The sequence below is a fragment of the Albidovulum litorale genome (assembly GCF_025751495.1).
Classification (GTDB): Bacteria; Pseudomonadota; Alphaproteobacteria; order Rhodobacterales; family Rhodobacteraceae; genus Albidovulum; species Albidovulum litorale.
Window position 1 is genome coordinate 376,105 of record NZ_JAOWKZ010000001.1, and the last position, 24,590, is coordinate 400,694.

Genomic DNA, 24,590 nt, shown 5'->3' on the forward strand with positions numbered 1-24,590 from the left:
AAAATGCATGTGAAAACACCGATGATCGTAGGCATCTTGCTTCAATTCGGAATCTCTGGATGCGTGCAATCTGACACTTCCGTCACGGAAACCACTAGCGTTACAGCAGCGGGAGCTGCCGTAGAAGAATGTGAGGATGCCGGAAAACGTGCTAAAGTTGTAATCTATCCCCAAAGTAACAGCGCTACCGTAACTTGCGAGTAGCGTTACCTTCCCCCTGACACACGGCCAACTTTATTTGGTATCCCCCGTTTGAACAGCAGCGCTGGGAGCGCAAAAGCCGCGAGTGGTCTGCCGGTGGCGGCCACGGGGAGTTCTATCAATGATAGATAGCCGCCCCATCTGCCCGCTCTTCCCCGGAAGATACTGCTTATTATGCCTCTCGCAGTTTGGAGGCATCAATCGCGCTGCTGAACGAGTCGTAAACCGATCAATGGGTCCTGAGCCTAGCTGTCCATTTTCAGCGCGCTAATAAACGCCGACTGCGGAATCTCCACCTTGCCGAACTGGCGCATCTTCTTCTTGCCGGCCTTCTGCTTCTCCAGAAGCTTCTTCTTCCGCGTCACGTCGCCGCCGTAGCATTTGGCGGTCACGTCCTTGCGCATGGCGGCGATGGTCTCGCGTGCGATCACGCGGCCGCCGATCGCGGCCTGAACCGGGATCTTGAACATGTGGCGCGGGATCAGTTCCTTCAGCTTCTCGCACATCACCCGGCCCCGGGCCTCGGCCCGGTCGCGGTGGACCATGATCGACAAAGCATCCACGGGTTCGTCATTCACCAGGATCGACATCTTCACGAGGTTGTCCTCGCGGTAGCCCATCATCTGGTAGTCGAAGCTGGCATAGCCCTTGGTCACCGATTTCAGCCGGTCGTAGAAGTCGAAGACGACCTCGGCCAAGGGCAGGTCATAGACCGCCATGGCGCGGGAGCCGGCATAGGTCAGGTCCATCTGGATGCCGCGGCGGTCCTGGCAGAGTTTCAGCACGTCGCCGAGATAGTCGTCGGGGACCATGATCGTGGCCTTGATGCGCGGCTCTTCGATATGGTCGACAAAGGTCAGGTCGGGCATGTCGGCGGGGTTGTGCAGCTCGCGCACCTCGCCGTCCTTCATGTGGAGCCTGAAGACCACCGAGGGCGCGGTGGTGATCAGGTCGAGGTCGTATTCGCGTTCGAGCCGGTCGCGGATCACCTCAAGGTGCAGAAGGCCGAGGAAGCCGCAGCGGAAGCCGAAGCCGAGGGCGGCGGAGGTCTCCATCTCATAGGTGAAGGAGGCGTCGTTGAGGGCGAGTTTCTCGATCGCGTCGCGGAGGGCTTCGAAGTCGTTGGCATCGACCGGGAAGAGGCCGCAGAATACGACGGGGATCGAGGGTTTGAAGCCCGGCAGCGCCTTCAAGCAGGGCTTTTTTTCGTGCGTGATCGTGTCGCCGACGCGGGTGTCGCGGACCTGCTTGATCGAGGCGGTGAAGACACCGATTTCGCCCGGGCCAAGCTCGGCGATATCGACCATCTGCGGTTTCAGGACGGCGAGCTTGTCGACGCCGTAGATGGCGCCGGTCTGCATCATCTTGATGCGGTCGCCCTTGCGGATCATGCCGTCCATCACGCGGATCATGACGACGACGCCCAAGTAGGGGTCGTACCACGAGTCGACCAGCATCGCCTTCAGGGGCGCGCTGGCGTCGCCCTTCGGCGCGGGCAGTCTGGTGACGATGGCCTCCAAGACGTCGGGAATGCCGAGGCCGGTCTTGGCGCTGATCGGGATGGCTTCGGACGCGTCGATGCCGATCACGTCCTCGATCTGCGCCTTGACCTGATCGGGCTCGGCGGCGGGCAGGTCGATCTTGTTGAGGACCGGTACAATTTCATGGTCGGCGTCGATGGCCTGATAGACGTTGGCGAGCGTCTGCGCCTCGACGCCCTGCGTCGCGTCGACGACGAGGAGCGAGCCCTCGACCGCGCGCATGGAGCGGGAGACCTCATAGCCGAAATCCACATGGCCCGGCGTGTCGATGAGGTTCAGGATGTATTTCTTGCCATCCTTGGCGGGGTATTCGATGCGGACGGTCTGCGCCTTGATGGTGATGCCGCGTTCGCGTTCGATATCCATGCTGTCGAGCATCTGGGCCTTCATGTCGCGTTCGGCGACAGTGCCCGTCAACTGGATCAGCCGGTCGGCCAACGTGGATTTACCGTGGTCGATATGCGCCACGATGGAGAAATTACGGATCTGTGCGAGCTCGGTCATGATTGGCCGGATATGCGCGGGAATTGCCGGGCGGTCAATGGGGGATGGGGGCGGCCCGGGGCGCTTGTTTCGCTGATACGAGGAAAAATTCCCGCCTGCCTCAGCGGCCCCCTTTCCTCTCGTGCCCTTCCCCCCTAAAAGGCGTGCCAATCGCGATATCCCCGGGGGACAGCATGCACGAACCTGAGATCACCAAGGACCTGATAGCCGCGCATGGGCTGAAACCTGACGAATACGACCGTATCCTTGAGATCATTGGCCGGGAGCCGACCTTCACCGAGCTTGGCATCTTCTCGGCGATGTGGAACGAGCATTGTTCCTACAAGTCGTCGAAGAAGTGGCTCCGCACCCTGCCGACCTCGGGCCCCCAGGTGATCTGCGGCCCGGGCGAAAACGCGGGCGTCGTCGATATCGGCGACGGTCAGGCGGTGATCTTCAAAATGGAGAGCCATAACCACCCCTCCTATATCGAGCCGCATCAGGGTGCGGCGACCGGTGTCGGCGGCATCCTGCGCGATGTTTTCACCATGGGGGCGCGGCCCATCGCGGCGATGGACTCGCTCTCCTTCGGCCTGCCCTCGCACCCCAAGACCGCGCATCTCGTGAAGGGCGTGGTCGAGGGCGTCGGCTCCTACGGCAACTGCTTCGGGGTTCCGAACGTGGGCGGCGAGGTGCGGTTTCATGCCGCCTATAACGGAAACTGCCTGGTGAATGCCTTCGCCGCCGGCCTCGCCGATACCGACAAGATCTTCTATTCGGCGGCCTCGGGCGTCGGCATGCCCGTCGTCTATCTCGGCGCCAAGACCGGGCGCGACGGCGTCGGCGGCGCGACAATGGCCAGCGCCGAATTCGACGACACGATCGAGGAAAAGCGCCCCACCGTTCAGGTCGGAGATCCGTTCACCGAAAAGCGCCTGCTGGAAGCCTGCCTTGAACTGATGGCCTCGGGCAGCGTGATCTCCATTCAGGACATGGGCGCGGCCGGCCTGACCTGTTCTGCGGTCGAGATGGGCGACAAGGGCGGGCTTGGCATCAAGCTGACGCTCGACCATGTGCCGCAGCGCGAAACCAATATGACGGCCTATGAGATGATGCTTTCGGAAAGCCAGGAGCGGATGCTCATGGTGCTGAAGCCGGAAAAAGAGGCCGAGGCGCGGGCGATCTTTGAAAAGTGGGACCTCGATTTCGCCATCGTGGGCGAAACCATTCCCGAAGACCGCTTCCTGATCCTGCATGGCAATGAGGTTAAGGCCGACCTGCCGCTCTCCAAGCTGTCCTCCTCCGCGCCCGAATATGACCGGCCATGGGTGCCGACGCCTGCCGCCGCGCCGCTCTCCGGCTCGGTGGAGATCGACCCGATCGACGCGCTGAAAGCGCTCATCGGCTCGCCCAACTACGCCCACAAGTCATGGGTCTGGGAACAGTATGACACGATGGTCATGGCTGACACCGTCCGCATGCCCGGCCTTGGCGCGGGCGTGGTCCGGGTCCACGGTACGGAAAAGGCACTGGCCTTCACCTCGGACGTGACGCCGCGCTACGTCAAGGCGAACCCCATCGAGGGCGGCAAGCAGGCGGTGGCCGAGGCATATCGCAACCTCACCGCCGTGGGTGCAACCCCCCTCGCCTCGACCGACAACCTCAATTTCGGCAATCCCGAAAAGCCCGAAATCATGGGCCAGTTCGTCGGCGCGATCAAAGGCATCGGAGAGGCCTGTGCGGCCTTGGACATGCCCATCGTCTCGGGCAATGTCTCGCTTTACAACGAAACCGACGGCAAGGGCATCCTGCCGACGCCCACGATCGGCGCGGTGGGGCTTCTCAACTCGCTCGATGACCTCATTGCCGGGCTGCCCGCCAAGGGCGACATCGCCATGGTCATCGGCGAGACGAAGGGTCATCTCGGCCAGTCCGCCCTGCTTGCTGAGGCCTTTGCCCGCGAAGAAGGCGACGCGCCGCATGTCGACCTTGTCGACGAGCGGAAGAACGGTGAATTCCTGCGGGCAAACCGCAAGCTTGTCAGCGCCGCGACCGACCTGTCTGACGGTGGCCTCGCGCTCGCGGCCTTCGAGATGGCCGAGGCTGCAGGGCTTGGCCTGACGCTCGACAGCGACGATACCGGCCAGCTCTTCGGCGAGGATCAGGCGCGTTACCTCGTGGCGGTGCAGCCCGACAATGCTACCGCGCTGGAGGAAGCAGCCGCCAAGGCAGGCGTGACCCTCACCCGCGCAGGGCTATTCGGCGGCACGACCGTCAGCCTCGGCTCGGCCACAGCAGCGCTTCGCGACCTCTCGTCCCTCTACCGCAGCGCCTTTGCCAAGGCGGTTGCCTAAGGAAAGCGCCGTCACTTTCTGTCCGGAAATACTCCCGCCGGAGGCTCCCTAACCCGCCACCGGCACGACATCGGCGATCTTGCAGGCCCCGTCGCGCGGGCCTACATTCAGAACCAAGACCAAAGGGGAAGGACGCCACATGGCGATGGAAGCGCAGGAAATCGAAGACCTGATCCGGGCGACATTCCCGGATGCGAAGATCACGATCACCGATCTCGCGGGCGACGGAAACCACTATGCCGCCGAAGTCATCGACGAAAGCTTCCGCGGCCAGAACCGCGTTCAGCAGCAGCGCGCGGTCTATGCCGCGCTCAAGGGAAAGATGGACGGCGCGCATGGCGAATTGCACGCGCTCGCCCTCACCACAAAGGCACCGGAGTAAGACAGATGAGCGCCCAGGATCGCATCCGCGACACCGTCACCAAAAACGACGTCGTCCTTTACATGAAGGGCACCAAGTCCATGCCGCAATGCGGGTTTTCGTCCCGCGTCGCCGGGGTCCTGAACTTCATGGGCGTCGACTATGCCGACGTCAACGTGCTGGAAGACGCCGAGATTCGTCAGGGGATCAAGGATTTCTCCGACTGGCCGACCATCCCGCAGCTTTACGTCAAGGGCGAGTTCGTCGGCGGCTGCGACATCGTCACCGAGATGACGCTCTCGGGCGAGCTGGACCAGCTTCTGGCCGACAATGGCATCGCCTTCAACAAGGACGCCGCCGACCAGATCCGCGCTGCGAACGCCTGAGGCACATCGCCAACCACAATAACCATAAGGCCGCCCTCGGGCGGCCTTTCGCGCCTGAGGGCGCAGGGTGGGCGGGTGGGCGCGCCCGAATGCGCGAACCCTAACCCGCTTTCCGCTCTTCGATCCGGTCGGCAAGCGCCTCGGCCCGGGCGGCGATTTCGGCGAAGCTGTCGATGACGATCTCGGGGATGACCGGCACCTCGACCCGTTCGGGATTGGCGCGCGCATTCGCGGCCACGCGTTCGGCGACCACGGCGCGCTCCTCGGCGGCGCGCAGCTGATCTTCAAGCCCTGCAGCCTTGTCGGCCAGCATCAGCCCCGCCATCAGAAGCATCCGCGCCTCGGGCATACGGCCGATCTGGCCGATCAGCACCGTCGCCTCATTGTCCAGAAGCTTCGCCGCCGAGCGCAGGAAATGCTCCTCGCCCTCCTGGCAGGCGACCTCGAAATCGCGGCCGCCGATGGTGATCGTCATCTCCGGCATCAGGCCACCTCGCCGATCAGGGGTTTCAGTTCCGAAAGGATCTCTTCCATCTCCGCCATCTCCGCCGCCCGTGCGGCGCGGAGCGCCTCCAGTTCGGCCTGCAGGGAGCGGTTAATCAGATCAGGCTCGGCCATGCCTTTGGTCGCCGCATCGCTCAGCGCGCGGTTGGCCTCGGCCAGATCGGCATTGAGCCGCTTCTGGCGCTGCAGCTCGACCCCGGAGGCATCGAGCTGTTTCGTCAGCCGCGCGACTTTCTCCTCAAGCGCACTGACCATGGTCTCCTGCTTGTCCTTGATGGCCCGCACGCGCTCGGTGAGCTGCGCATTGGTCGTGCGCTCGGCATCGAGCGCCTCCTGCAGCGCAGCAGTCCCGGCCCCCGAAGACGATGCCGCCGACCCGTCAGCGGCCGAAGCCTCAAGCCCTGTGCCGATCCGTTCCAGTGCCGCGGACAGCCGCCGCGCAAGTTCCTGCATGTCACTCATGTGATCGCCCCCGACCCTACTACCTACCAATTCAGTCCCGGGACCGCGCGGAACCAAATGTCCCGCAGCCCGACCGAATCGGCCAGCGCCCCGTTCCCCCGAGTTTAGACCAAAGCGCGCGTGGATTTCTCCCCCTTTCCGGCCAATCGGTTAGGGGCTGCGCTTGATCTTGCCTTTCAGCCTGCTATCAAGCCGCCAAACTCTGCCACTTCAAAAAGGACAGTGCCCCGTGGATATCGCCACCCTCCGCAAGGACCATGCCGAACACTGGATGAAAGCCTGCGCGATCCGCGCCCTGGCCATGGATGCGGTTCAGGCCGCCAATTCGGGCCATCCCGGCATGCCGATGGGCATGGCGGACGTGGCAACGGTGCTCTTTGAAAAGCACCTGAAATTCGACGCCTCGGCCCCGAAATGGGCCGACCGCGACCGCTTCATCCTGTCGGCCGGTCACGGGTCGATGCTGATCTACGCGCTGCTCTACCTTACCGGATACGAGGACATGACGCTCGATCAGGTGAAAAACTTCCGCCAGTGGGGTGCCATCACCGCCGGTCATCCGGAATATGGCCATGTCGCGGGGGTGGAGACGACGACCGGACCCTTGGGTCAGGGTATCTCCAATGCCGTCGGTTTCGCGATTGCTGAAGAGAGCTTGCGCGCCCGCTTCGGCAAGAAGGTGGTCGACCACTACACCTGGGTGATCGCGGGCGACGGCTGCCTGATGGAAGGCATCAGCCATGAGGCGATCGGTCTTGCGGGGATGCAGAAGCTTTCCAAGCTGATCGTCCTTTGGGACAACAACGACATTTCCATCGACGGCAAGATCAGCATGTCCGACGTGACCGACCAGCAGGCGCGCTTTGCCGCCGCTGGTTGGAAAGTCCTGTCCTGCGACGGGCACGACCCATTCGATATCGACCGGGCCATGACCGCGGCCAAGGGGTCGGACCGCCCCGTCCTGATCGACTGCAAGACCCATATCGGTTTCGGCAGCCCGAAGAAGCAGGATACGGCGGGCGCGCATGGCTCGCCGCTTGGTCCCGATGAGATCAAGGTTACGAAAGAGATCTATGGCTGGCCCCACGCGGCCTTCGATATCCCGACCGATATCCTCAAGGCCTGGCGCGCCATCGGCGCCCGTGGTCAGGCTGCGCGCGCCGATTGGGAAAGCCGTCTCAACGCCCTATCGGCCACCCGCAAGGCGGAATTCGAACGGCAGATGTCGGGCGGCGCGCCCAAGCGGCTTGCCGCCACGATCCGTGCGCTGAAAAAGCAGAACTCCGACCTCGCGCCCAAAGTCGCGACCCGCAAAGCATCCGAAATGGTGCTGGAAGTGGTGAACCCGGTGATGCCGGAAACCATCGGCGGCTCAGCCGACCTTACCGGATCGAACAACACCAAGACCGGCGATCTCGGCATCTTCAACCCGCAAAACCGCAAGGGTCGCTACGTCCATTACGGTATCCGCGAGCACGGCATGGCGGCGGCGATGAACGGCATGGCGTTGCATGGCGGCGCGCGACCCTATGGCGGTACGTTCCTGTGCTTCACCGACTATGCCCGTGGTGCAATGCGTCTGTCCGCGCTGATGGGGGTTCCGTCCGTCTACGTGATGACGCACGATTCCATCGGCCTCGGCGAGGACGGCCCGACCCACCAGCCGGTGGAGCATCTGGCGATCTGCCGGGCGACGCCGAACACCTGGACCTTCCGCCCCGCCGACCTGATCGAGACGGCCGAGGCCTGGGAACTGGCGCTGACCGCCGAGGCGACCCCCTCGGTGCTGGCGCTGTCGCGGCAGAACCTGCCGACCGTGCGCACCAAGCACACGGGCAAGAACCTGACCGCGCAGGGCGGCTATGTGCTGCGCGAAGCAGAGGGCAAGCGCCGGGCGATCCTGATGGCGACCGGTTCGGAAGTGGAAATCGCGCTGAAGGCCCGCGATCTGTTGCAGGCCGAAGGCATCGGAACCCGCGTCGTCTCCATGCCCTGCATGGAACTCTTCGCGGCGCAGGACGAAGCCTACCGCAAGCGTGTCCTGCCCGCCGGCCCGGTCCGTGTCGCCGTCGAGGCGGCGGTGCGCCAGCCCTGGGACCGCTTCCTTCTGGGCGAGCGGGGCCGCGAGGCGAAATCGGCCTTCGTTGGCATGGACAGCTTCGGTGCCTCCGCCCCGGCTGAACGGCTCTACGCCGAGTTCGGCATCACTGCCGAAGCGGTGGCGGCAAAGGTCCGGTCGCTGCTCTGACGCGTTTCAAGGCGCACCGAACAGGCTGCGCAGCTCCTTCGTGAAGGCGCTGCGCACGTCTTTCATCTCGCCGGCCGAGATGTGGCTGTCGAGCAGGTCGAACACCGCCCGAACTGCGTGATCGGCATCGCCAAGCGGGTCCGTCTCGAAGCTCTTTTGCACGGCGGCGACGAATTCCTTCGCATGCCGCATCCGGACCGGGTTGCGGGAGGAGTTCCAGCCTTCGTAGTAGATGCCACGGATCAGCGTCGGCAGCTGAGCGCCGAGATCCGTGGCCTCGTCCACAGTCAGATGATCGCGCACCGCGTGCATCACCGCGCGCAACAGCCGGTAGCTGCGCTGCTTGTTGTCCCAGCCTGTATGGCTGTCGACCTCGTTGATCCAGATATTAGCCGCCTGCACGGCCTCGTCGATGACCTTCAGTCCGAGCGCACTCATGTCGGCCTCCTGTCTTGTATCGATCGGAACGAAGTACAGCACAACTGTCGCACCCGGGCATTGACGGCCATCAGCCGTCTTGACCTCGATCAGTGCTTCCGATGCCAACTTCGGCGATCATTGATCATCGACATGATCCGGAGCAGTCCAATGGAAACCGAACCGCAAATCATCTTTCACGGGATGGACGCCTCGCCCGCCGTCACCGCCGAGATCCATGGCAAGATCGGCAAGCTCGAGCAGGTCTTCCAGCGCATCACCTCGTGCCGCGTGATTGTTGAGAAGCGCACGTCGCGGGGCCACAAGGGCCATCTTTATCAGGTGGCGGTGGAGGCCGAGGTTCCTGGAAGCATGATCATCGTCAACAAAAAACCCGGAGATCTCGGCGCGCACGAGGACCTGCATGTCGCGATACGCGACAGTTTCAACGCCGCCCGCCGGCAGATTGACGACTATGTCCGCAAAACGAAGGGCGTTCACGTCAAGAGCCACCCCGAGAAGCATCACGGACGCGTTGTGCGGCTTTTTCCCGACGAGGGCTACGGTTTCATCAAGTCGAGCGGCGGGCTGGAAGTGTATTTCCAGCGCGACAGCGTGATCGGAAACGACTGGGACCGGCTCGATCTCGAGACCGATCTGGAATTCAGCCTGATGGACGGAGAGAAGGGCCCCTTCGCGGTGAACGTGTCGCTGCGGTCCTGATACCGGGGTCTCAATGCGCCGCGGGCTTTCTGCCTGAGACCGCCGCCCAGAGCGGGCCGATCACGCGCGTCACGAACGGGATCAGGATCATGCCGAGCACGAGCCCGAAAAGGCCGTCGAAGAGCGCGGTGACCGCCCATTCGGTCAGCCCCGCAAACCGTTCCGCGACACCGTGCGCCACGATTTCGGCCCAGTGGTGAATTGTCTCGTAAAGTACCGGCCAACCCAGCACGTCGAACCCGTGGATGATGATCGAGCCGCCGACCCAGAGCATCGCCGCCGTGCCGATGGTCGAGAGAAGCGTCATCAGCTTCGGCATGCCCTTCACCAGCCCCGAGCCGATTGACCTTCCAAAACGGGTCCGGGCGGTGGCGGCCATGAAGAGCCCGATATCGTCCATCTTCACGATCAGCGCGACCGAACCATAGACAGCGACGGTGATTCCGACCGCAACGACAGCGAGGGTCAGGGCCTCCATCCACAGGACCCCTTCCGGGATTGCGGCAAGCGCGATGGTCATGATCTCGGCCGAGAGGATGAAATCGGTCTTGATCGCCCCCCTGACCCGCTTTTCCTCCAGATGGACGGGGTCACCGACATCCATGTCGGCCTCGACCTCGGCGTCGCCGTGGGGAAAGAGCTTATGAAAGATCTTTTCCGCCCCTTCGAAACACAGATAGGCGCCGCCGAGCATCAGCAGGGGCGTGATCAGCCAGGGGGCGAAGGCGTTCATCAGCATCGCGGCGGGCAGAAGGATCACCAGCTTGTTGAACAGCGACCCCTTGGTGATCCTCCAGATGATCGGCAGTTCGCGTTTGGCCTCGAACCCGTGGACATATTTCGGCGTCACGGCAGCGTCGTCGATGACCACGCCAGCCGCTTTCGAACCCGCTTTCGCGGCCATTCCCGCGACGTCATCGACGCTTGCCGCCGCAACCTTGGCAATGGCCGCCACGTCGTCCAGAAGTGCCAGTAAACCGCTCATACCCGTCCCGCTATGCTGATACCTGTCCGCAACCTAGCGGATCGGCGGGCCGAGGCAAGGCGATGCCGGATTCGCGCATAGTTGCGTCGCCCACGCCGCATTGTCGTGCCTGTTTTCGCTAACACCAGCCTGTTTCCGCTAACATATTGAATTTATGTGTTTTATAGGCAGCCCGATTTTGGTATTCGGGATGGAAGGCGCGGGACGCAGGACCGCCGCATCATCGGACAGGAGACGCATATGACCGTCACGATCGGCATCAACGGCTTCGGGCGCATCGGGCGCTGCACGCTGGCCCATATCGCGGAAGCGGCACGCAATGACGTTCAGGTCGTCAAGATCAACGCCACCGGCCCGATCGAGACCAACGCACATCTTCTGAAATACGATTCGGTCCATGGCCGTTTCGGCGGACCCGTGAAGGTAGCGGGCAACACGCTCGACCTCGGCCGCGGCCCGATCGAGGTGATGTCGACCTACAATCCTGACGAACTGGACTGGGACGGCGTCGATGTCGTGCTGGAATGCACCGGCAAGTTCAACGACCGCGACAAGGCCGCCGTCCACCTAACGCGCGGCGCGAAGCGGGTGCTGGTCTCGGCCCCGGCGAAGCGCGCCGACAAGACGGTCGTCTATGGCGTGAACCACCGCGAACTGAAGGCCGATCACCTTGTAGTTTCGAACGGCTCCTGCACGACCAACTGCCTCGCGCCGCTCGCCAAGGTGCTGAACGACGCGATCGGCATTGAGTCCGGCATCATGACGACGATCCACAGCTACACCGGCGACCAGCCGACGCTCGACCGCCGCCACAACGACCTCTACCGCGCCCGCGCTGCAGCGATGGCGATGATCCCGACCTCCACCGGCGCTGCCAAGGCGTTGGGTGAGGTGCTGCCGGAATTGTCGGGCAAGCTGGACGGCACCGCGATCCGCGTTCCTACGCCGAATGTCTCGGCCGTCGACCTGACATTCCAGGCCGCCAAGGACGTGACGGTGGCGGATGTCAACGAAATCGTAAGGGAAGCCGCTGCAGGCTATATGGGCATGGTTCTTGCCTATGACCCGGAACCCAAGGTCTCGATCGACTTCAACCACACCCCCTATTCGTCTATCTTCGCCCCGGACCAGACCAAGGTCGTGGGCGGGCGCACTGTCCGGGTCCTGGCTTGGTACGACAATGAATGGGGCTTCTCCTGCCGGATGGCCGATGTGGCCGGTGCGATGGGGCGGCTCCTGCAATAAGGAGCCCCGGGGGGCCTTAGCGCCCCCGCCCATGACCAATAGGATCGCCTTTGTCCTTCTGGCGCTGATCGTGGCGTTCTTCGTGGTCGACTATCTCTGGCTCGGCCTTGGCGCGCCCGTGTTCCTCGGGCGCAAATTCATCGAATTCATCGAATTTCTCGCCTTCTGGCGGTGAGACCGCTACTCTGCGGTTGACCTTTTGCTTTTATTGACGATGTTAGCGCAAACATGTGCCGCCTGGCCAGGCGGGATGAGCTTTGGAGGAAAGAGACATGACGGTGAAGGTAGCCATCAACGGCTTCGGACGCATCGGGCGGAACGTTCTCCGGGCGATCATCGAATCCGGCCGCAAGGATATCGAGGTCATCGCGATCAACGATCTGGGTCCGGTGGAGACCAATGCCCACCTCTTGCGCTTCGATAGTGTCCATGGCCGTTTTCCGGCCGAGGTAAAAACGACCGAAACCACGATTGATGTCGGTCGCGGCCCGATCGCGGTGACGGCTTTGCGCAATCCGGCCGACCTGCCCTGGGCCGATGTCGATGTCGTATTGGAATGCACCGGTATCTTCACCTCGAAGGAGGCCTGCCAAGCACATCTGGAAAACGGCTCGTCCCGTGTTCTGATCTCAGCCCCCGGCAAGGATGCCGACAAGACTATCGTTTACGGTGTGAACCACACCTCGCTGACGAAGAACGATATCGTTGTCTCGAACGCCTCCTGCACGACGAACTGCCTGTCGCCGGTGGCCAAGGTTCTGAACGATGCGATCGGTATCTCCAAGGGCTTCATGACGACGATCCATTCCTATACCGGCGACCAGCCGACGCTTGATACGATGCACAAGGACATGTACCGCGCGCGGGCTGCGGCCCTGTCGATGATCCCGACCTCGACGGGCGCGGCAAAGGCGGTGGGGCTGGTTCTGCCGGAACTGAACGGCAAGCTCGACGGTGTGGCCATCCGGGTGCCGACGCCCAATGTCTCGGTCGTCGATCTCGTCTTCGAAGCCGCCCGCGATACCAGCGTCGAGGAGATCAATGCCGCGATCAAGGCGGCCGCCGATGGCAAGCTGAAGGGCATCCTCGGCTATACGGAACACCCCAATGTTTCGTCCGATTTCAACCACGACCCGCATTCCTCGGTGTTCCACATGGATCAGACCAAGGTGATGGAGGGCCGGATGTGCCGGATCCTCAGCTGGTACGACAATGAATGGGGGTTCTCCAACCGGATGTCGGACACGGCCGTAGCGATGGGCAAGCTGATCTGACCGGTCACACCGGGCAACGAAAAAGGGAGGGGTCGCCCCCTCCCTTTAAATCATAGTCTAGCTACCTGTCAGGCTGTCCGACGACGACGCGCAATGGTCAGCGCCCCAAGTCCGGCCACCATCAACCATCCGGCCGCGGGCAGCGGTACGGGCGGTGTGTTCACAAAGGATTCCGAACCGCCATTGGCAAAGCCCTGCACATGGATGCCCACCCGCAGAGACCCGGACTGATCACCACCAAGATTCAGCGCGGCGATCACATCGGCAAAGGTCGCGCCGGAAATAAGGTTCCAGACGATGGTCAACCATTCGCCAGGATTGACGCCATTCGGTTGTGCCGGCGCATTGCTGTCGGCAGATGCCCCCGACGGGCTGACCGTAAACCCGATCGTATTTCCACCGGGAAGATTGCCCGGATTGGCGCCCTGCGAAAACGACACGCCCGAGGACGAGGTGATCGCCCCCATGGTGCCGAGCAGCGAGGCCTGATCGTCCCAGTATACATCGGTAATTGACGAGGCCAGCGGCCCCGAATTGTTGAAAGTGAAAGAAACCGTGCCCGACCCGCTGTCGAGCACATCCATTGTCAATTGCGTCTGACCGGTGGTGACATTCGCTGTCGAGTTCGACGTGACACCGGTGAAATTGTAGGTCACTGCGTGTGCAGCGACCGCTGAAACAGCCAACACAACCGCGGCAAGCGCAGCCGAAAGGCTTTTCTTAACACCCATCCACCCCTCCATTTAGAGGCACCCGCCTCTGCCATATTTTTACCACATTTCCATGCGGCCACCATGGAAATGTTATGCGCATCACGCCGTTCATCTGGCGTTCATCCTGGCCCAATTGAGCGAAATAGTTATACGCACAATCGCCGCCTTTTTACGAGCATTGTATCCAATTCATGCACAGAGCAGCGTACCGCTCTTTTGTCCGGACAGGCTCGTGAGCACGAATCACTCCTCTGTTCCAATAGAGGCACGGTTCCGGTGACCGCTAATTCGCCCTTGCAAAAGTTGCGAAACAATTAGAATTTAACAAGCGTTCAATTCATCTCGATGGAGGCCGGAATGGACTTCGCCCTGAGCGACGAACAGCAAGCGATCTTTGACATGGCGCGGGCCTTCGGGGCGGACGAGATCGCCCCCCATGCCCGCGACTGGGAAAAGGCCGGGACGATCCCGAAAGCACTCTGGCCGAAGGTCGCGGAACTGGGCCTTGGCGGCATTTATGTCGGCGAGGATCATGGCGGATCGGGTCTGTCGCGGCTCGACGCGACGTTGGTCTTTGAGGCGCTGGCGATGGCCTGCCCCACCGTCGGCTCGTTCCTGTCGATCCACAATATGTGTGGCGGCATGGTCGACAAGTTTGGCTCGGACGAGGCAAAGGCGAAATGGCTGCCCGGCCTCGTGTCGATGGAGAAGGTGTTTTCCTACTGTCTGACCGAACCGGGGTCGGGATCGGACGCCGCCGCACTCCGGACGAAAGCGGAGCGGACCAACGAGGGCTGGAAGCTCAACGGCGCCAAGGCCTTTATCTCGGGCGGGTCCTATTCGGACGCCTATCTGACCATGGTCCGCACCGGCGAGGACGGACCCAAGGGCATTTCGGCTGTGATTGTGGAGGCTGGAACGCCCGGACTGTCCTACGGGGCGCTGGAAGACAAGATGGGCTGGCGCGCGCAGCCCACCTCACAGGTGCAGTTCGACGATTGCGTGATCCCGGCCGAAAATCTTCTGGGCGAAGAGGGCAAGGGGTTCACCTATGCCATGGCCGGACTTGATGGCGGGCGGCTGAACATCGCGGCCTCGGCCCTTGGCGGGGCGCAGGCGGCGCTCGACGCGACGCTCGCCTATATGGGCGAACGCAAGGCGTTCGGCAAATCGCTCGACCAGTTTCAGGCCCTGCAGTTCCGGCTGGCGGAACTGGAGGTCAAGCTGCAATCCTCCCGCACTTTCCTGCGCCAGGCGGCGTGGAAGCTGGACAACAAGGCACCGGACGCCACCAAGTTCTGCGCCATGGCCAAGCTGATGGTCACCGACAACGCCTTTGACGTCGCCAATCAATGCCTTCAACTCCATGGCGGCTATGGCTACCTTGCCGATTACGGGATCGAAAAGATCGTGCGCGACCTGCGCGTTCACCAGATTCTTGAAGGAACGAACGAGATCATGCGGCTGATCGTCAGCCGCGCGATGCTGGCCGAGAGGGGCTGATGGCCGATATCCACATCCGTAAAGAGGGTCGCGCGGGCCGGATCACGCTGAACCGTCCCAAGGCGCTCAATGCGCTGACCTATGAGATGTGCCTTGAGATCGACGCGGCACTGAAAACCTGGGCCCATGACGATGACGTCGCCCTGATCCTGATCGATGCGGAAGGAGACCGCGCATTCTCAGCCGGCGGCGACATTGCCGAGATGTATGAAACCGGGAGGAAAGGCGATTACACCTATGGCCGTCGCTTCTGGGCCGACGAATACCGGATGAATGCCCGCATCGCGAGCTATCCCAAGCCGGTCGTGAGCCTTTTGCAGGGCTTCACGATGGGCGGCGGGGTCGGCGTCGGCTGCCATGGCAGCCACCGGATCGTCGGCGAAAGCTCCCAGATCGCCATGCCCGAATGCGGCATCGGCCTTGTGCCGGATGTCGGCGGTTCCTTCCTTCTGGCGCTCGCGCCGGGGCGGCTTGGCGAGTATCTCGGCACCACGGGTGCGCGGATGGGACCGGCGGACGCGATCCTCGTGGGCTTTGCCGACCTTTTCGTGCCGGAGGCCGACTGGTCTGCGCTGGTCTCGAAACTCATCGAAACCGGCGATGCACAGGTCATTCTGGAGCACACATCGCAACCGCCGGAGGGACGGCTCGCCGCGTTGCGACCTGAGATCGACGCCCATTTCGCCGGTGAAACCGGGGGCGACATCCTGCGCGCGCTGCGTCATTCTGGCAGCCCCTTTGCCACCGAAGCCATTAGGGCTTTCACCCGCTCGGCCCCGCTCTCGGTCGCCTGCACGGTCGAAATGCTGCACCGCCTGCGTGGAGCGCCGTCGATGCGCCGGGCGCTGGAACTGGAATACCGCTTCACCTACCGCGCGATGGAACACGGCGATTTTATCGAGGGCATCCGGGCCGCGATCATCGACAAGGACCGCAATCCACGCTGGCGTCATGAGAGCGCCGAGGCCGTGTCGGGTATGGAAGTTTCAAAGATGCTGATGCCGCTCGGGGCACAGGCGCTCACATTCGAGGAGGAACTGGCATGAAGATCGGCTTTATCGGCCTTGGCAATATGGGCGCGCCGATGGCGAAGAACCTCGTCGCGGCGGGTCATGACGTGACCGGCCATGACATTCACGCGCCCATGCCCGACGGCGTTGTCGCCGCGATCAGCGCGGCGGGCGCGGCGAAGGATGCCGATGTCGTTATCACCATGCTGCCAAACGGCGCTATCCTGCGCGCTGTCGCCGACGAACTGATCCCGGCGATGAAACAGGGTGCGGTGCTCTGCGACTGCTCCACCGTTGATGTCGAAAGCGCCCGGGCGGTGGCCGATCAGGCGGCCAAGGCCGGGGTTCTGGCGATCGACGCGCCGGTCTCGGGCGGGATCGGCGGCGCGGCGGCGGGCACGCTGACCTTCATGGCGGGGGGCTCGGACGAGGCATTTGCCATCGTGAAGCCGCTCTTCGATGTAATGGGCCAGAAGGCGGTACATTGCGGCGCATCGGGCGCGGGCCAGGCCGCAAAGATCTGCAACAACATGATCCTCGGGGTCACCATGATCGCCACCTGCGAGGCCTTTGCGCTGGCCGACAAGCTGGGCCTCGATCGGCAGAAGATGTTCGATGTCGTCTCCACCTCCTCGGGCTATTCCTGGACGATGAACGCCTATTGCCCGGCCCCGGGCGTCGGGCCGCAATCGCCTGCGGATAATGCCTACAAACCCGGTTTCGCCGCCGAGCTGATGCTGAAGGACCTGCGCCTTTCCCAGCAGGCGGCAGAGGCAGCCGATGCCGACACGCCCATGGGACACCTCGCAGCTTTGCTCTACGAGACCTTCGTCGAGTCCGAAGGCGGCAAGGGCATGGATTTCTCGGCCATGCTGCCGCGGTTCGAAAAGCGCCATCGCGGCTGATTTCCGCGCGGTGGCGGAGATGTGAGTGACCTCCGGCGCGTGGCTGGGCTATAGGAAGGGCAATAATGTCCTTTTTCGGGGTATCTTATGAAATCGGTTCTTGTCTTCGCCGCCCTCAGCCTAGGCGCGCTCGCCCTGCCCGCCCATGCCGGCAACGGCCATTGCCCTCCGGGACTGGCGAAAAAGTCGCCCGCGTGCATCCCGCCCGGACAGGCGAAAAAGCTCTACGGTGGCCCGCGCATCGGCGACCGGGTCAGCGACTACGACTATCACCTGATCCGCTATCCCGACCGCTACGACCTGCCGCCATTGCGCCGCGGCGAGCGGTATTACGTGATCGACGGCCAGATCCTGCGGGTCAATCAGGAAACGCGCGAGATCCTCGATTTCATCCGCGCGACGGCGGCGCTTCTGGATTGATCCGATCGCGGCGCGGTTTGCGGGCATGAGCGGCTGGACACCAGACGCGTTGGGGCTGGAGGCACTTGAGCCAAGGGCACGCGCGCGGCTCGACGCGCTGCATCCGGTGCAGCTCACGCGCGGCACACCGCTCTTTCATCCCGGCGACAGCGCCAAGGGCTTCGTCGTGGTGCTGGAGGGGCGTGTCGAGGTCTTCCTGACGGGCCCTACAGGGCGCGATATCCTGCTTTATGCGGTGGAACCCGGCGGCAGCTGTGTGCAAACGACGCTCGGCCTTCTCGGTGGCGAGGCCTATTCCGGCGAGGCGATCGCGGCGAGCGACTGTCGCCTCGTGCTGATCCCGAAGGCGGAGTTCCTGTCGCTCATGGATCATTCCGCCGCATTCCGGGGCTTCGTCTTCACCGCCTTCGCGGTGCGGATGCAGGGCATGCTGCATGTGTTGGAGCGTGTGGCCTTCCAGCGGGTGGAAAGCCGCCTCGCACAGGCGCTTCTCGACCGGGCCGAGGGCGACATGGTGCAGGCCACCCATCAGGAGCTTGCAACCGCCATCGGCTCGGCGCGCGAGGTCGTGTCGCGGCGGCTGGAAGGGTTCGGGCGGTCGGGCTGGGTCACGACCGAACGCGGCGCGGTACGGATCGTGGATGAAGACGCCCTGCGGCGGCTTGCCGCAGCTGCCGAGTAATGTGACGAGGTCACAGACCGGGCGGCTGCCTGTCTGGCATTCTTCTCTTGTGATCAGGGGGCGATACCCGCCCCGGAGAAGGAGAAAGCCATGTTCAAGACCAATGTCGGCGGCATCGACCGCGTAATCCGTATCCTGCTGGGGCTGGCCCTGCTGGCCTGGTGGTTCTTCGCACCCGGAATGGGTCTGCGCTGGCTTCCCCTGGTGCTCGGGATCATCGCGCTGGGGACCGGCCTGATGTCGACCTGTCCGCTTTATTCGCTCCTCGGGATCAATACCTGCCCGCTGAAGAAAGCCTGATCCGGCGGAGGCCCCGTTCCGGGGCCAAGAACTTACCTCGCGCCGTTTCTTGCGAAACGGCGCTCCGGTGCCTCCGGCGGGAGTGTTTCGGGACAGAAAGTGGGGTGCGCCCGCGGCCCGCAGGGGTCGCGCGGCCGAGCGGGGGCTCGATGCCCCCCGAGGTCGCCCCCCTTTTTTGGTTATTCCGCAGCGACGCGGCGGGGGTTCAGCATCGGCGCGAGATAGTGGCCGGTATGGCTCGCCTCGACCTTTGCCACATCCTCGGGCGTACCCGTCGCCACAATCCGTCCGCCGCCATCGCCGCCTTCCGGCCCGATATCGACGATCCAGTCGGCGGTCTTGATCACATCAAGATTGTGCTCGATCACGATCACCGTGTTGCCCTGTTCGACAAGCTCGTGCAGCACTTCGAGAAGCTTTCGCACATCCTCAAAATGCAGCCCGGTTGTCGGTTCATCGAGGATATAGAGCGTACGGCCCGTCGAGCGTTTCGACAGTTCCTTTGAGAGCTTCACCCGCTGTGCTTCACCGCCTGAAAGCGTCGTCGCCTGCTGGCCGACCTTGATATAGCCAAGACCGACCTTCACCAGCGCGTCCATCTTCTCGCGGATCGACGGAACTGCAGCGAAGAAGGCCTGCGCGTCTTCGACAGTCATCTCAAGAACGTCGGCTATGCTTTTGCCTTTGAACTTGATTTCCAAGGTCTCGCGGTTGTAGCGGTGGCCCTTGCAGGTCTCGCAGGTGACATAGACATCGGGCAGGAAGTGCATCTCGATCTTGATGACGCCGTCGCCTTGGCAGGCCTCGCAGCGCCCGCCCTTGACGTTGAAGCTGAAACGTCCCGGTGCGTAGCCGCGCGCCTTGGCTTCGGGCAGGCCGGCGAACCAGTCGCGGATGGGCGTGAAGGCCCCGGTATAGGTTGCGGGGTTGGAGCGCGGGGTGCGGCCGATCGGGCGTTGGTCGATGTCGATGACCTTGTCGAGATGCTCGAAGCCCCTGATCGTCTCGCAGGGCGCGGGCGTCTCGCGCGCGCCATTGAGGCGCAGGGCAGCGTTCTTGTAGAGCGTTTCCACTGTCAGCGTCGACTTGCCGCCGCCCGAGACGCCGGTCACGCAAATGAACCGCCCGAGCGGAAACTCCGCCGTCATGTCTTTCAGGTTGTTTCCGGTCGCCTTGACCACGGTCAGGGTCTTTCCATTGCCCTCACGCCGCATCTTCGGCACAGCGATCTCGCGCCCGCCCGACAGGTACTGCCCGGTCAGCGAGGCCGGGTCGGCGGCGATTTCCGCAGGTGTCCCGCGTGACACGACCTGCCCGCCATGCACGCCTGCGCCGGGGCCGATATCGAAGACATAATCCGCCTCGCGGATCGCTTCCTCGTCATGTTCGACCACGAGCACCGTATTGCCCTGATCGCGCAGGTTCTTGAGCGTGCCCAGAAGCCGGTCATTGTCGCGCTGGTGGAGGCCGATTGAAGGTTCGTCGAGCACATATAGGACACCGGTCAGGCCCGACCCGATCTGGCTCGCCAACCGGATGCGCTGGCTTTCGCCCCCCGACAACGTCCCCGCATTGCGGGAGAGCGTCAGGTATTCAAGTCCAACATTGTTAAGGAATCCAAGGCGTTCGCGGATTTCTTTCAGGATCAGCCGTGCGATCTCATTCTTCTGTTTCGTCAGTTTCGCCGGCACCGTATCGATCCAGGCATAGGCCTCCTTGATCGACATCTGCACCACTTCGCCGACATGGAGACCGGCGATCTTCACCGCCAGCGCCTCAGGCCGCAGACGGTGGCCGCCGCAAGTCCCGCAGGGGCGGTTGTTCTGGTAACGCTCAAACTCCTCGCGCACCCAGTTCGAGTCCGTCTCCCGGTAGCGCCGTTCCATATTGGGGATCACGCCCTCGAAGGTCCGCGTGACCTCATAGACCCGCCCGCCCTCATCGAAGCGGAATTTGATCTCTTCGTCGCCCGAACCGCGCAGGAAGAGGTTCTGCACCTTTTCCGGCAAGTCCTTCCACGGTTTGCGGGCGTCGAAACCGTAATGCTTGGCGAGCGAGTCGATGGTCTGGATGAAATACGGCGACTTGCCCTTGTTCCAGGGCGCAAGCGCGCCGTCCTTCAGCTTCAGCGTCACATCCGGCACGACAAGGCGTTCATCGAAGAAGAGTTCGACGCCGAGCCCGTCGCAGGACGGACAGGCGCCGAAGGGGGCGTTGAAGCTGAACAGGCGGGGTTCAATCTCGGGGATGGTGAAGCCTGAGACCGGGCAGGCGAAGTTCTCGCTGAAGGTGATGCGCTCGGGCTCCCCCTCCGCCGGTGCGGTTTCGAGGATCGCGATGCCGTCGGCGAGGTTCAACGCGGTGCGGAAACTGTCTGCAAGCCGCGTCTCGAGCCCCTCGCGCACGACGATCCGGTCAACCACCACGTCGATGTCATGGCGGAATTTCTTGTCGAGCGTGGGCGGTTCCTCCAGTTCGTAGAACTGGCCATCGACCTTGACCCGCTGGAAGCCCTGCTTCCTGAGTTCAAGGAATTCCTTGCGGTACTCGCCTTTCCGGTCGCGGACGATGGGGGCCATGAGGTAGCCGCGCGTCCCCTCCTCCATCGCCATGACCGCATCGACCATGTCCTGCACTTGCTGCGCCTCGATGGGCTTGCCGGTAGCGGGGCTGAAGGGCGTGCCCACGCGGGCAAAGAGCAGGCGCAGGTAGTCGTAGATCTCGGTCACCGTACCAACGGTCGAACGCGGGTTCTTCGACGTCGTCTTCTGTTCGATGGAGATCGCGGGGCTGAGGCCCGAGATGTGGTCGACATCGGGCTTGCCCATCATGTCGAGGAACTGGCGCGCGTAGGCCGAGAGGCTTTCGACATAGCGCCGCTGCCCCTCTGCATAGATCGTGTCGAAGGCCAGCGAGGACTTGCCCGACCCCGAAAGCCCGGTGATCACCGTCAGCTTGTCGCGCGGAATATCGACGTCGATCGACTTCAGATTATGCTCGCGCGCGCCGCGCACTTCGATGAATTTCTGCTCGGCCATGGCTCACCCCGGGGTCAGGGATTAACAGATAGTGCATCCGGTCCGAGTCTCCAACCCGAAAAAGAGAACATATGACGAACATGCCCATGTATGCTGACATCTGAGGAGGAAGAACGCTTTTCAAATTCATTTTTTTGAATTTATACTGCAGTCAGGCCTTGATCCTGCGTGGCGATGCACCAGATCGGGCACCAGAGTTCATGCCGAGAAAGGCCCTATCAATGCTGTCCTTCCTGTCCCAGAAGCCCGGTGGCCCCGCCCGCATGGCCGCGCACGACGCGATCAGCCGCAGCGGCGCGGGCGAGCTTGTCGTCATTGACGTACGCGAGGGGGCAGAGGTTGCCGCCTCGGGCAAGGCCAGCGGCGCGCTTCATGTACCGCTCGCGGTGCTGCGTATGAAATGCGATCCGGCGAGCCCGGAATGCCTTGCCGAGCTTTCGGTTGAAACGCCCGTCGCACTTTACTGCGCCTCGGGTGGGCGCAGCCAGATGGCGGCGCAGATGCTCGCGGGGCTCGGCTACCTGGAGGTCTACAATATCGGTGGGTTGGGCGACTGGCAGGCAGCAGGCGGCGCGATCACCCGCTGAGGCGTGACGCGCCGACAGGTGAACAACGAGCTATAAGCATTCTGTCCGAAAAACGCTTCGGGTGAGTCCCGGACAACGTCCGGGACTCGGGCACAACCACTTCCCGTCAGATATGGAGCGCGCGGCCGTAGGCGTCGAGCACGGCCTCATGCATCATCTCGCTGAGCGTCGGATGCGGGAAAACGGTTTCCATCAACTCGCCCTCGGTCGTCTCAAGGCTGCGGCCAACAACGTAGCCCTGGATCAGTTCGGTCACTTCAGCACCGACCATGTGCGCGCCCAGAAGTTCGCCGGTCTTGGCGTCGAAGACGGTCTTGATCATGCCTTCGGCCTCACCCAAGGCAATCGCCTTGCCGTTGCCGATGAAGGGGAAGCGCCCGACTTTGACCTCATGCCCGGCCTCTTTTGCCTTCGCCTCGGTCAGGCCGACGGAGGCGACCTGCGGATGGCAATAGGTGCAGCCGGCAATTGAGTTCGGCTTGATCGGATGGGGATGTTTGCCTGCGATCAGTTCGGCAACCATGACGCCTTCGTGGCTTGCCTTGTGCGCCAGCCAGGGCGCGCCCGCGATATCGCCGATGGCGTAAAGCCCATCGACTCCGGTGCGGCAATATTCGTCGGTGACCACATGGGTGCGGTCGATCTTTACGCCCAAAGCTTCCAGTCCGAGGTTTTCGACGTTGCCGACGATGCCGACGGCGGAGATCACCGTGTCGAACTCCATCGTCTCGGTCTTGCCACCCGCCTCGATATGCGCCGTCACCTTGCCCTTGGCACGGTCGAGCTTCTTGACCGTGGATTTCTCCATGATCTTCATGCCCTGCTTGACGAAAGCCTTCTTGGCGAAGGCGGAGATTTCGGCGTCTTCCACCGGCAGGACGCGGTCCATCACCTCGACTACGGTCGTGTCCGCGCCGAGCGTGTTGAAGAACGAGGCGAATTCGATGCCGATGGCGCCGGAACCGATCACCAGCAGCTTTTTCGGCATCCGCTTTGGCATCAGCGCGTGCTTGTAGGTCCAGACCAGATCGCCATCCGCCTCCAACCCCGGCAATTCACGGGCACGGGCGCCGGTCGCCACGACGATGGACTTCGCGGTCAGTTCCTCGGTCCCCTTGTCGGTCTTGACGGACACGGTACGCTTCTTCGGCAAGGTCGCCTCGCCCATGAAGGTCGTGATCTTGTTCTTCTTCATCAGATGGCCGATGCCACCCGAGAGTTGCTTGGCCACGCCGCGCGAGCGCTGCACGACCGCGTCGAGGTCATAGCCAATCCCATCGGCCTTCAGGCCGAATTCCTTGGCGCGATGCATGAGGTGGAAGACCTCAGCGGATCGCAGGAGCGCCTTCGTCGGGATGCAGCCCCAGTTGAGGCAGATGCCGCCCATATGCTCCCGTTCGACAATCGCGACATTCAGGCCGAGCTGCGCGCCCCGGATCGCGGCCACATAGCCGCCCGGACCCGCACCGATCACGATCATGTCGAAAGTCTTCGCCGCCATCTCATCCTCCCTCTGAAAAAGTAGTTTGGCATTAAACTACTTTTTGATTTCACACAATGCGACCGATGCCGTGGCCCCTTGCGCTGAGCGCATGGCTGCGCTCAGCCCTGTTTTTCAAGCTCCCGCACGATCGCGCCATAGCCGCCTCCGGTCAGAAACGCCTCTTCCTCGGCACTGGATTTGCGGCCAAGCGCGGCATTCCGGAACGGGAAGCGGCCAAACCGGCGGATGATCTCACGGTGGGCGTTCCCGTGCAGCAGGAACTCGTCCCGCGTTTCGTGCAGGTTCTTTTTGAAGAGCGCGATGCAGCGGTCCTGATCGGCGAGATCCTCGGAATGCTCGAAAGGCATGTAGAAGAAGACGCGCTCCGGCTCGGGGATCTTCAGGTCATATCCCTTCTCGACAGCCATCGCTGCCGCCGCCCGGGCGCGGGCATCGGTGGCAAAGGCGTCTGCCTTGCCGCGAAACATGTTGCGCGGGAACTGGTCGGTCAGGATCAGATAGGCAAGCGTCCCGCGCGGACCGTTGCACCAGTGTTCGCGATTGCCTGCATGGGCGGCCTGCCATTCCGCGCCGAACCGTGCCCGGATTTCCTCATCGACCTCATCGACGGCTGCGTACCAGCCATCAGGTCCGACATCGTGCAACCAGAACTCGACGATGGCTTCAGGTTCGGACATGGCGGCCTCCTGCGCTGTGGTCGTTACCAGAGTTACAGGAAGTCAGTCGAAAGGCCAGCGGAAGCTG

General features: G+C 62.8%; 24 protein-coding genes. 15 read left to right on the forward strand and 9 right to left on the reverse strand.

The genetic code is table 11. The features are described 5' to 3' along the window. Positions 1-446: 446 nt before the first annotated feature. Positions 447-2,246 carry a translation elongation factor 4 gene (gene lepA, locus OEZ71_RS01905; RefSeq protein WP_263738233.1) on the reverse strand — a complete coding sequence of 600 codons (1,800 nt, stop codon included), beginning with the start codon at positions 2,244-2,246 and terminating at the stop codon, positions 447-449. A gap of 173 nt (positions 2,247-2,419) precedes the next feature. Here lepA and purL point away from each other — a divergent pair, with 173 nt between their 5' ends. The 3 genes from purL to grxD all read left to right on the forward strand — a co-directional run bounded on the left by purL (position 2,420) and on the right by grxD (position 5,326). Then, entirely contained in the window at positions 2,420-4,579 is a 2,160-nt protein-coding gene (gene purL / locus OEZ71_RS01910; protein WP_263738234.1) for a phosphoribosylformylglycinamidine synthase subunit PurL, read from the forward strand. A 139-nt stretch (positions 4,580-4,718) separates the two neighbouring features. Then, positions 4,719-4,961 (forward strand): BolA family transcriptional regulator, encoded by a 243-nt coding sequence (locus OEZ71_RS01915; protein WP_263738235.1) that lies wholly within the window; start codon positions 4,719-4,721, stop codon positions 4,959-4,961. A 5-nt stretch (positions 4,962-4,966) separates the two neighbouring features. After that, positions 4,967-5,326: a Grx4 family monothiol glutaredoxin gene (grxD, locus tag OEZ71_RS01920; protein ID WP_263738236.1), complete on the forward strand. Its 360-nt coding sequence runs from the start codon at positions 4,967-4,969 to the stop codon at positions 5,324-5,326. A 100-nt stretch (positions 5,327-5,426) separates the two neighbouring features. Here grxD and OEZ71_RS01925 read toward each other — a convergent pair whose 3' ends face one another. Further along, a complete protein-coding gene (locus OEZ71_RS01925) occupies positions 5,427-5,810 on the reverse strand; it encodes a cell division protein ZapA (RefSeq protein WP_263738237.1) in 384 nt (127 codons plus the stop codon). Further along, the gene (locus OEZ71_RS01930; RefSeq protein WP_263738238.1) at positions 5,810-6,292 is read right to left on the reverse strand and encodes a hypothetical protein; all 483 of its coding nucleotides are present in this window, start codon (positions 6,290-6,292) and stop codon (positions 5,810-5,812) included. Before OEZ71_RS01930 ends, OEZ71_RS01925 begins: the two co-directional genes overlap by 1 nt. 229 nt (positions 6,293-6,521) lie before the next feature. Between OEZ71_RS01930 and tkt the strand changes: the two genes are divergently transcribed. After that, positions 6,522-8,540, forward strand: coding sequence for a transketolase (gene tkt / locus OEZ71_RS01935; RefSeq protein ID WP_263738239.1), 2,019 nt, complete (start codon positions 6,522-6,524; stop codon positions 8,538-8,540). A gap of 6 nt (positions 8,541-8,546) precedes the next feature. On the opposite strand, the gene OEZ71_RS01940 is transcribed toward tkt, so the two are convergent. Further along, complete coding sequence (locus OEZ71_RS01940; protein WP_263738240.1) at positions 8,547-8,978, reverse strand: DUF2267 domain-containing protein; 432 nt, start codon at positions 8,976-8,978, stop codon at positions 8,547-8,549. A 150-nt stretch (positions 8,979-9,128) separates the two neighbouring features. On the opposite strand from OEZ71_RS01940, the gene OEZ71_RS01945 reads away from it, so the two are divergent. Continuing rightward, positions 9,129-9,680, forward strand: coding sequence for an HPF/RaiA family ribosome-associated protein (locus OEZ71_RS01945; protein ID WP_263738241.1), 552 nt, complete (start codon positions 9,129-9,131; stop codon positions 9,678-9,680). Positions 9,681-9,690: 10 nt separating this feature from the next. Here the strand turns inward: OEZ71_RS01945 and OEZ71_RS01950 are convergent, their stop codons facing one another. Beyond that, positions 9,691-10,665: a DUF808 domain-containing protein gene (locus tag OEZ71_RS01950; protein ID WP_263738242.1), complete on the reverse strand. Its 975-nt coding sequence runs from the start codon at positions 10,663-10,665 to the stop codon at positions 9,691-9,693. Between the two features lie 240 nt (positions 10,666-10,905). Here OEZ71_RS01950 and gap (OEZ71_RS01955) point away from each other — a divergent pair, with 240 nt between their 5' ends. From gap (OEZ71_RS01955) to gap (OEZ71_RS01965), 3 genes are all read left to right on the forward strand, one after another. After that, on the forward strand, positions 10,906-11,910 hold the full coding sequence (gene gap, locus OEZ71_RS01955) for a type I glyceraldehyde-3-phosphate dehydrogenase (protein ID WP_263738243.1): 1,005 nt from the start codon (positions 10,906-10,908) through the stop codon (positions 11,908-11,910). 31 nt (positions 11,911-11,941) lie between these two features. Next, positions 11,942-12,085, forward strand: a complete 144-nt coding sequence (locus OEZ71_RS01960; protein WP_263738244.1) for a hypothetical protein — start codon at positions 11,942-11,944, stop codon at positions 12,083-12,085. 97 nt (positions 12,086-12,182) lie between these two features. Next, the gene (gene gap, locus OEZ71_RS01965; RefSeq protein ID WP_263738245.1) at positions 12,183-13,184 is read left to right on the forward strand and encodes a type I glyceraldehyde-3-phosphate dehydrogenase; all 1,002 of its coding nucleotides are present in this window, start codon (positions 12,183-12,185) and stop codon (positions 13,182-13,184) included. A 68-nt stretch (positions 13,185-13,252) separates the two neighbouring features. Here the strand turns inward: gap (OEZ71_RS01965) and OEZ71_RS01970 are convergent, their stop codons facing one another. Beyond that, the gene (locus tag OEZ71_RS01970; protein WP_263738246.1) at positions 13,253-13,915 is read right to left on the reverse strand and encodes a VPLPA-CTERM sorting domain-containing protein; all 663 of its coding nucleotides are present in this window, start codon (positions 13,913-13,915) and stop codon (positions 13,253-13,255) included. Positions 13,916-14,254: 339 nt separating this feature from the next. On the opposite strand from OEZ71_RS01970, the gene OEZ71_RS01975 reads away from it, so the two are divergent. The 6 genes from OEZ71_RS01975 (at position 14,255) to OEZ71_RS02000 (ending at position 18,717) form a co-directional block, all read left to right on the forward strand. Next, positions 14,255-15,400, forward strand: coding sequence for an acyl-CoA dehydrogenase family protein (locus tag OEZ71_RS01975; RefSeq protein WP_263738247.1), 1,146 nt, complete (start codon positions 14,255-14,257; stop codon positions 15,398-15,400). Further along, complete coding sequence (locus tag OEZ71_RS01980) at positions 15,400-16,446, forward strand: enoyl-CoA hydratase/isomerase family protein (RefSeq protein ID WP_263738248.1); 1,047 nt, start codon at positions 15,400-15,402, stop codon at positions 16,444-16,446. The genes OEZ71_RS01975 and OEZ71_RS01980 overlap by 1 nt, the downstream gene beginning before the upstream one ends. Continuing rightward, positions 16,443-17,315, forward strand: coding sequence for a 3-hydroxyisobutyrate dehydrogenase (gene mmsB / locus OEZ71_RS01985; protein WP_263738249.1), 873 nt, complete (start codon positions 16,443-16,445; stop codon positions 17,313-17,315). The genes OEZ71_RS01980 and mmsB overlap by 4 nt, the downstream gene beginning before the upstream one ends. Positions 17,316-17,402: 87 nt before the next feature. Further along, entirely contained in the window at positions 17,403-17,735 is a 333-nt protein-coding gene (locus tag OEZ71_RS01990) for an excinuclease ABC subunit A (protein WP_263738250.1), read from the forward strand. A gap of 25 nt (positions 17,736-17,760) precedes the next feature. Continuing rightward, the gene (locus tag OEZ71_RS01995; protein WP_263738251.1) at positions 17,761-18,417 is read left to right on the forward strand and encodes a Crp/Fnr family transcriptional regulator; all 657 of its coding nucleotides are present in this window, start codon (positions 17,761-17,763) and stop codon (positions 18,415-18,417) included. Between the two features lie 90 nt (positions 18,418-18,507). Further along, complete coding sequence (locus OEZ71_RS02000) at positions 18,508-18,717, forward strand: YgaP family membrane protein (RefSeq protein WP_263738252.1); 210 nt, start codon at positions 18,508-18,510, stop codon at positions 18,715-18,717. Between the two features lie 179 nt (positions 18,718-18,896). On the opposite strand, the gene uvrA is transcribed toward OEZ71_RS02000, so the two are convergent. After that, positions 18,897-21,755 carry an excinuclease ABC subunit UvrA gene (gene uvrA / locus OEZ71_RS02005; protein WP_263738253.1) on the reverse strand — a complete coding sequence of 953 codons (2,859 nt, stop codon included), beginning with the start codon at positions 21,753-21,755 and terminating at the stop codon, positions 18,897-18,899. Between the two features lie 200 nt (positions 21,756-21,955). Here uvrA and OEZ71_RS02010 point away from each other — a divergent pair, with 200 nt between their 5' ends. Next, positions 21,956-22,342 (forward strand): rhodanese-like domain-containing protein, encoded by a 387-nt coding sequence (locus OEZ71_RS02010; protein ID WP_263738254.1) that lies wholly within the window; start codon positions 21,956-21,958, stop codon positions 22,340-22,342. A 106-nt stretch (positions 22,343-22,448) separates the two neighbouring features. Here the strand turns inward: OEZ71_RS02010 and lpdA are convergent, their stop codons facing one another. Both lpdA and OEZ71_RS02020 read right to left on the reverse strand, forming a co-directional pair. Beyond that, the gene (gene lpdA, locus OEZ71_RS02015) at positions 22,449-23,843 is read right to left on the reverse strand and encodes a dihydrolipoyl dehydrogenase (protein ID WP_263738255.1); all 1,395 of its coding nucleotides are present in this window, start codon (positions 23,841-23,843) and stop codon (positions 22,449-22,451) included. Between the two features lie 101 nt (positions 23,844-23,944). Then, positions 23,945-24,523: a DUF924 family protein gene (locus OEZ71_RS02020; RefSeq protein WP_263738256.1), complete on the reverse strand. Its 579-nt coding sequence runs from the start codon at positions 24,521-24,523 to the stop codon at positions 23,945-23,947. Between the last annotated feature and the right edge of the window lie 67 nt (positions 24,524-24,590).